Source organism: Frankia sp. CeRuru1 (assembly GCF_977966315.1).
The window spans coordinates 1-7544 of record NZ_CDWWEW010000252.1 but is presented as its reverse complement, the minus strand read 5'-3'; the positions used below and the strand labels follow the sequence as shown (position 1 = coordinate 7544).

Below are 7544 nucleotides of genomic sequence, written 5' to 3'. Positions count from 1 at the left end.
AGACATGACCATCCGCGCTGCCGCCGGAGCGGCCCAACCGTCCATCCCGACCGGCGCCACCATCGCTACCGGCGGCACCATCGCTACCGGCGGCGCCAGCGGCACCACCAGCGGCGTCGGCGGCGCAGGCTCCCCTGAGGTCCAGCCCGGGTGGGGGCGCGAGCCCTGGCCTGCGGCCATGCACGCGGTACGGCCCGCGGCCGGCGCGGGCGGCCTCCCCGCGCATCACGTCCCGGCCCGACGGCTGCTGACCGCGGCCGCGTCCGACCTCGCCGCGCACGACCGCCAGTGCGGACCGCTGCCCTGGCGCGGCGGACCCGGGCGGTTACTTCCGGAGATCCACGACTCCGGGCTGACCGGGCGGGGCGGCGCGGCCTTCCCCACCTGGCGGAAACTCGCCGCGAGCGCCGAGGGCACCTGCCTCGACGGCAGCCACTCCGGCAGCGCGCACCGGCACAGCCAGCACCGGAACGCCGGGCACCGAGCCGACCGGTACCGGAGCGGCACACACCCCATGGTCGTCGCCAACGCCGCCGAAGGGGAACCCGAGAGCGCCAAGGACGTCACCCTGCTCACCGTGGCGCCCCACCTCGTCCTCGACGGCCTGCAGCTCGCCGCGGAGGCGGTCGGGGCCGACGAGGCCTTCGTCTATCTCAAACCCGGGCCGGCGGTCACGGCGGTCCGGCGGGCGCTGGCCCAACGGCGGGCCGCGGGCTGGGACCGGTTCACCGTCCAGATCCGGGAGGCTCCGGAGACCTTCATCGCTGGGGAGGCGTCGGCCGTCATCGCAGCCCTGGAGGGAGGGGCGGCCCGGCCGCGCGCGCACTGGCAACCGCTCGCCGAGGCCGGTTTCCACGGCCGTCCGACCCTGGTGCAGAACGCCGAGACACTCGCGCACCTCGCGTTGATCGCCCGGTGGGGGGCCGGCTGGTTCCGCTCGGTCGGGACCGCCGAGGAACCGGGCACGTTCCTGGCCACCGTGACGGGAGCGGTCGCCGCGCCCGGTGTCGTCGAGGTGCCGTTCGGCACCCCGCTCGGCACTCTCGCGCAGCTCGCGGGCGGCTTCACCGAGCAGGTCGGGGCCTTCCGGGTCGGCGGCTACAGCGGTGCGTGGCTGCCCGGCGGCCCGGGAACGACAATCGCGATGTCCCGAGCGGCGCTGGCGCCGTGGGGTGCCGCACCGGGCGCCGGAGTGGTCGCCGTCCTCCCGGCCCGGGCCTGCGGGCTCGTCGAGACCGCGCGCATCGTCGGGTACCTGGCCGCGCAGAACGCTGGCCAGTGCGGGCCATGCGCCAGCGGGCTGCCCCAGCTTGCGGACGCCGTGGCCGGGATGGCCCGAACGGATGGCGGCTCCGGCGGCCCGGTGCAGGGGGCTGGCGATCCGGGGCAGTCCGCCATCCGGGCGCTGCGCCTCGCCGCCCTGGTCGCCGGTCGCGGCGCGTGCCACCACCCGGACGGCGCGGCCCGCCTCGTGCACAGTGCGCTGCGCACGTTCGCCGGCGACATCCGGGCGCACGCCGAGGGCCGCTGCCTCGGCTCGGCCTGCGCCTCCTGACGACGCCCATCCCGACCAGGCAGCGTCAACGAATCCGCAGGGAGACAGATGCCAGGAACACCACAAACGCCGGCGCAGCCTCCGGCCCGGCCCGGCTGTGGATCGACTGGACGGCGTGTGACGGCCGCGGCTGGTGTGTCGAGCTGCTACCCGAGCTGCTGACCCGCGATCCGGCAGGTTATCCGCTGGCCCGCGGAACGACCGGACAGTCGACCCGAAAAATCACCGTCTCCACGGAGCTGATCGAGCATGCTCGCCGGGCGGCGGATGCCTGTCCCCGGCTCGCGCTACACCTGCTCGCCGGCCAGGGACAGGGGTAGCCGGGCCCGGCGGCCGATGTCCGCTGTCTCACTCGCTACATTACTGCCGCATTACCATTTTGCTAAAGCAGCGTTACTGCCGCGTGCCTGGGTAGCTGGCGGCCGCGAGGGCGAGGATCTCCTCACGGTCCTCGGCGAGCAGGAATCCGGTCACGATCGCGTCGTCGGTGGCCCGGGTGAAGGCGGCGAGATAGTCCTCGGCGCCGGCGGGGTAACGGGCGGCGAGTGTGGCGGAATCCAGCGGCCGGGTGGAGCCGAAGATGGCGGAGGCGTCGGTGGGGTTCTGCCCCAGGCCGGACAGGACGGCGATGGGAACGTCGACCCAGGGAGTGCGCACGCCACCACGGGCGATGCCGTCCGCGTCACGGAGAAGTACCGCCGGCTCCGTCGCGGCGGTTAGCAGGTGGGGCGCGGACGGGGGCGCGACACCATAACGGATCCAGTCGTCCAGCGCGGCAATCGCGGCCTGGGCGACATAGTGCTGCTGCAGGCCGCTGTTGATCGCAGCGGCGAACGGGACACCGAAAGGGGCGGCACTGGGCACCAGAAGGCGTACCAGCTCCGCAGCGGGCAGCGCACCGTCGTCACGGAAACCAGCCTTGAGCGTGTAGGTGTCGACGTGCGCCGCGCCGGCGATCTCCCAGAGCCGGAACCGGTCGCTATCGGGTTGGCGGGCGCCCACGGCGCCGAGCACGCCGGCGACGTCGGTCTCGCTCTGCACGACCATCACAGGCACCGCGACGTCCGTGCGCAGCCGGACATCCCCGGCCAGGGTCGGGCCGCCCCGACCGTCGAGGGACGCCGTGGTCCCCGGGCGGCCCTGGACCAGGTAACCGTCGAAACCGCCATGGCCACCGCCGGCAGCAGGACTCCCATCACCGCCGGCGGCACGGCTCCCACCACCGCCGGCAGCACGACTCCTACCACGGACGCCGCCGCCGTCGTCACCGCCGTCGCCGTCCCGCGCCGCGATGGTGTTGACATAGGTCACCAGAAAGAACGCCGCCTGGGATGCGCCCACGGCGATCATCCGCGCCGGACGAAGGTGATCGAGGAGACCGCGACGCACGGTTTCCCCGGCCTGACGGAAGATGTCGAAGCTGTACGCGTCACCGGGATGGGACAGAATCGCGTAACGGGTGGGATCGGCGCTCTTAAGCGACGGCACGATCGGCCACCAACCAGTACCGCGTTGCTCCCCGGCGCCACCTTCGCCCGCATTACTGCCACTAGCACCACCGCCACCCGCAACGGCCCTCACTTCGACACCGGCCTCTTCGGCGGTCTCGATCCCTTCGATGCCGATGCGTTGCGCCGACACCCCCACCCAGGCGAAACCGGCGCGGAGCAGATGCCGATGCGTCGTGAGCCATGCGGCGGCGGCGTCCATTCCGGCAGAGACGTTCAACCATTCCACGACGGCCGTACCGTTGAAGGCGGTCGGGTCGGCAGGCCGGTAGACGATGAGACGGGTCCGAAACGGCGCCTGGCCGGCGACCACCACGTCCCACCTGCCATCAGAGGTGAGCGAACCCGTCGCGGCATAGGAGTCGGCGGTTCCGCTCACAAAGAACTCCTCCGCCAGATAGCCGATGGAGGCCAGCTCGAAAGACGTCGAGATCAGGCTCGCCTGGCCGGCGATCGGCCCGTCGACTCGCACCGACGCCATCTCCATCAGCTCCATCGATTCGGTTCCTCGCGCGCTCGCCGCACGGATCCACGATCCATCGTGCCGCACGCGAGCGCATCGAACCGATGGCCGCCGTTGCTCAGATGTCATATTCCGAGGACTTTTGACCTGTGACCGGGACGTAAATCCCGATCCGATGGTCAGGAGCCCCGTGGTCCGCGCGAGCCTCGATGGTGCCGTGTGGAGAGGTGCCACCTCCGGGCCGGTGTGCGGTTTCTCGCGGGGCGCGTCTGGCATGCCGCGACCACACCGCGCATCGGGAACGGGTACGGGTACAGGTACGGCGTCATCGGACCACTCATTGGATTACCCATCAGACCATCCTGCCCCGGCCGTGCAGCCCGCTCGTCCCTCGACGGCGGGCCGCACGTGTGCGGATGCGGCTCAGTGGCCGTGCGGAACGGCGCGACACAGGATCACCCGGTCGACATTCAGCCGGCGCCGTTCAGCCGGCGCCGTTCAGTCGGCGCCGAAGAGCCCCTGCGCGAGAAAACCGCCCGCGGGCGCGGCGGGCGGGACGGCGAACAGGGCGCTGGAGGTGTGCCGGATGAAGGTGTTCAATGCGTCGCCGGCCGCGAGGGTCCGCTGCACCGCGACGAACGCCGTACGCGGGTCGGCCTGGTAGGCCGTGAAGAACAGGCCGGCGTCCGGCTCGCCGGCTGAGTCCAGGCCGTCGTCATAGGAGTAGCCGCGACGAAGCATGGCGATCCCGCCGTGGAACGACGGGTGGGACAGCCGGGCATGGGCGTTGCCGGCGATCGCGAGACTGCCGTCGGCGGCGCGGGCAGTGAAGTCCGGCTGGATGGTCTCAGCGCCGCCCTGCCCCACCGGCGGTGCCGAGAGCGCGGTGCCGTCGGACTTGCGGCGGCCGATGACCGCGCTCTGAGCCGTCTCGTCCAGCCGCGCCCAGGCATCGAGCAGCATGCGGATGCGCCGGCAGACCAGGTAGGACCCGTCCCGCAACCATTCCGGCCCGTTGGACACCCACACCGCCTGGTCGAACTGCGGCGTGCCCGGTCCCGGGTTGTCCGTGCCGTCGATCTGCCCCATCAGGTTGCGCGGGGTGGACCCGGGGTTGAACGCGGCCGCCGCGGAACGAAGGAATCCCCGCTGGATCCAGCGGGGCCGGGCATCCTGAGCGGCGAGACGACGTATCTGCCGGGAAGCCGAGACCGCGACCATCGGATCCTCGGCGCAGACCTGCACGCCGAGATCCCCGCCGCTGCGCGCCGGATCGAGCTGGTCACCGGGCATCGCGGGGATGTCCGCGAGCTCCGCGGGTATCTGCGCGTCGAGGCCGGCGCGGCGCAGCGCGGACGCACCGAGCCCGATGGTGATCGTCAGTCCCGCCGGTCCGAGTCCCTGGGTGTCCCGCTCAGCGCCGTCGAGCGGCTCGCCTCGCATCAGCACCGCGGCGGCGGCCGTCCAGGTACGCAGCACCACGGCGAGGGAGGCGCGGACCGCGGCCGGGCCGGACGTCGTCAGGTCGTAGGCGGTGAAGACGAGCTGCGCGGGAGGCCGGTCGGCGATTCCGGGCTGGTGACAGCCGTCACCCACCACCCCGGCCAGCGCCTCACGACGGACCACGGCGACGCGGTCCGGCCCGCCCGACTGGTCCTCCCGGGAACGTTCCGCGGCAACGGCGACACCGCTGTCGAGGGCCATGACTCCCCCGAGGCCTCCCCCGATCGCGACACCACCGCCGAAGCCGAGCAGCCCGGCGCCCCGCAGCACCCTGCGGCGGTGGGGACCGGTCGGGCGGTTCTCCCGGACCGCATCCGCCGCATCGGCGATATCCGTTACATCGGCAGCGTCCACCACATCCGTAATGTTCGACATACCCGCCCTACCGGCCCTATTGGACATACCGGTCCAGACCTACCGGTTCCATCCGTCCTGTCGCTCACGGGATCCGTACCGGCGCCGCAGTGAGATCCGACATCCTCCTCGGGCCGGCAATCCTCGGGCCGGCGTCAAGGCGGCGATTGCCACTGAAGGACACCCGGATGAGCCGTCCGGTGAGGTGTTCGCATGGGTCATAGGGCAGTTCCACGATGCCCGTGAGACGCATGTCCCGCATAGTGACTTCCGAACCGCACTCGGCGCCGCCCATCCCGGGTCTAGAGACATCGTGTCGTCGAACGTTTACACATAGATACAAAATGAAGTGGAAATGCCGAACGGCAGGCCAACGGGCAACGGGCAACGCGAGAAACCGATCAGCGTGCGGGAACGATCAGCGTGCAGAAACGATCAGTGTGCAGAAACGACGGCGTCACTGGCGCACGGGACCAGCCCGGCGGATCTCACCGGTCGCAGAGGTTCAGGTCGGTGCCCCAGCCACGCAGCACGTTCTTCTGGATCTTCCCGGTGGAAATCTTCGGCAGCTCACGGAAGATGATCCGCCGTGGAGGGCGCCGTCGACCACTGCGGGACGCTCGGCAAACGCCCCGGTCGACCGGGGCTAACCCTCCCTACTTCTCCGGGCGACGGGTTCGCCCCGACGACGGGCCAGGCCCCATCGTGCACTCGAGTTCAGTCCGCGCAGCACCCTGCGCACGGCCGGGTGCTGGCTGGCACGGTGCACCGGGTAGCGCCACGGCGGCTGTTCGCCCTGGCGCGACGCCATCGAGTAGGCGAACGACATCGGATCCTGATCGAGGTATGGGTCCACCCGTTCGAACCAGGCCATGCTCATCCGCGCCGCCGCCTGCAGAGGACCCAGGGCCGCCCGGCCCCGCCGGTCGAAATCTCGCAGCGCGGCCGGCAGATCGCCGCCGCTGTCGTACATGCTCTGCGCGAGCGCGACCGCATCGACGATCGCGAGCGCCGTGCCCGACCCGAAGGCGAAGTGCGTGGTGTGGGCGGCGTCACCGATCAACACGACGTTGTCGTGGTACCAGCTCCGGTTGGTGACATCGGCGAAACGCAGCCACCGCGCCGCCCGGCCGCGGCACTGGCTGATCAGCGGATGGCCGTCCAACGGACCAGAGAAGATCTTTTCTAGCATCCGCGGCGCGTCCTCGGCGCTCAGGCGATCAAGGCCGAGTCCCTTCCACGTCCGCTGGGAGCATTCCACAATGCAGGTGCTGATACCGGCGCTGGACGGATAGGCGTGGAACCAGATCCATCCTGCGGAGGTCCGTTCGAAGGCGAAGGTGAAACTGTCGAAGCGCTTGTCGGTGCCGAGCCAGATGTACGGGTTACCGCCGATCTCGACCTTGGTACCGAAATCGTCCTGGGCCATCTGGCGCACCCGGCTGTTCGCGCCGTCGGACGCCACGACAAGATCAGCGTCGGTGTACGGGCACAGGTCGTCTACCTCGTGCCGGTACTCCACCTCGACGCCGAGATCGGTGGCCCGCCGGGCGAGGATCTCGAGCAGCGCGGCCCGCTGCAGGCTGAAGCCGTAGCCGGTGAGATATGCCGCCCGCGATCCGCCCAGACTGATCCGCTGCTCCTGCCAGAGAGTGGACGCAGCCCGCAGGGCACGAGCGCTGCCTGGGTCGTTCCGGAAAAGGACGTCCAGAAGGTTATCCCAATACACAACCCCCCAGCCGTAGGTCGCCCCGGGCGAGTCGCGTTCGAGGACTATGATCTCCTGGCTGGCGTCACGGCGTTTCGCCGAGATGGCGAAGTACAGTCCTGCTGGTCCGCCGCCCACACAGACGATCCTCACCGCAGGTGCCTCCTCCGTGTTCCTCCTCGGCGTGACCCGGACGGCGGGTGGCAACGACCGTTCGCCGGCTCGTCACCACCGTCGTCCCCGGAGAGGAGCACCTCCAACGGACGTCGTGGTGCCCACTTGTCGGGCTGCCCGGTTACCCCGCATTGTCGGGTTTTCCGGTTTCCCGTATTGTCGGGTTTTCCGGTTTCCCCGCATTGCCGGGTTTTCCGGTTTCCCCGCATTGCCGGGTTTTCCGGTTTCCCCGCATTGCCGGGTTACCCGAGTGTCAGATTGCTGGTCGGGTTGCTGGAC

5 protein-coding genes are annotated in these 7544 nt (G+C 70.6%); 2 read left to right on the top strand and 3 right to left on the bottom strand.

Features of this window, described 5'->3' with window-relative positions:
* Both AC08OP_RS16955 and AC08OP_RS16950 read left to right on the top strand, forming a co-directional pair.
* The coding region (locus tag AC08OP_RS16955; RefSeq protein ID WP_476615085.1) for an NADH-ubiquinone oxidoreductase-F iron-sulfur binding region domain-containing protein at window positions 1-1555 on the top strand (1555 nt) is incomplete at its 5' end.
* Window positions 1441-1875: a ferredoxin gene (locus AC08OP_RS16950; protein ID WP_476615084.1), complete on the top strand. Its 435-nt coding sequence runs from the start codon at window positions 1441-1443 to the stop codon at window positions 1873-1875. The genes AC08OP_RS16955 and AC08OP_RS16950, both read left to right, overlap by 115 nt.
* Before the next feature lie 73 nt (window positions 1876-1948).
* Here the strand turns inward: AC08OP_RS16950 and AC08OP_RS16945 are convergent, their stop codons facing one another.
* The 3 genes from AC08OP_RS16945 to AC08OP_RS16935 all read right to left on the bottom strand — a co-directional run bounded on the left by AC08OP_RS16945 (window position 1949) and on the right by AC08OP_RS16935 (window position 7244).
* The gene (locus AC08OP_RS16945) at window positions 1949-3559 is read right to left on the bottom strand and encodes an alpha/beta hydrolase domain-containing protein (RefSeq protein ID WP_476615083.1); all 1611 of its coding nucleotides are present in this window, start codon (window positions 3557-3559) and stop codon (window positions 1949-1951) included.
* A gap of 465 nt (window positions 3560-4024) precedes the next feature.
* A complete protein-coding gene (locus AC08OP_RS16940; protein ID WP_476615082.1) occupies window positions 4025-5404 on the bottom strand; it encodes a Dyp-type peroxidase in 1380 nt (459 codons plus the stop codon).
* Window positions 5405-6029: 625 nt separating this feature from the next.
* Window positions 6030-7244 (bottom strand): FAD-dependent monooxygenase, encoded by a 1215-nt coding sequence (locus tag AC08OP_RS16935; protein WP_476615081.1) that lies wholly within the window; start codon window positions 7242-7244, stop codon window positions 6030-6032.
* Window positions 7245-7544 lie beyond the last annotated feature (300 nt).

Coding starts and splice junctions, on each gene's coding strand:
- AC08OP_RS16945 (WP_476615083.1), bottom strand. CDS start 3,559: ATGGAGCTGATGGAGATGGCGTCGGTGCGAGTCGACGGGCCGATCGCC.
- AC08OP_RS16940 (WP_476615082.1), bottom strand. CDS start 5,404: ATGTCGAACATTACGGATGTGGTGGACGCTGCCGATGTAACGGATATC.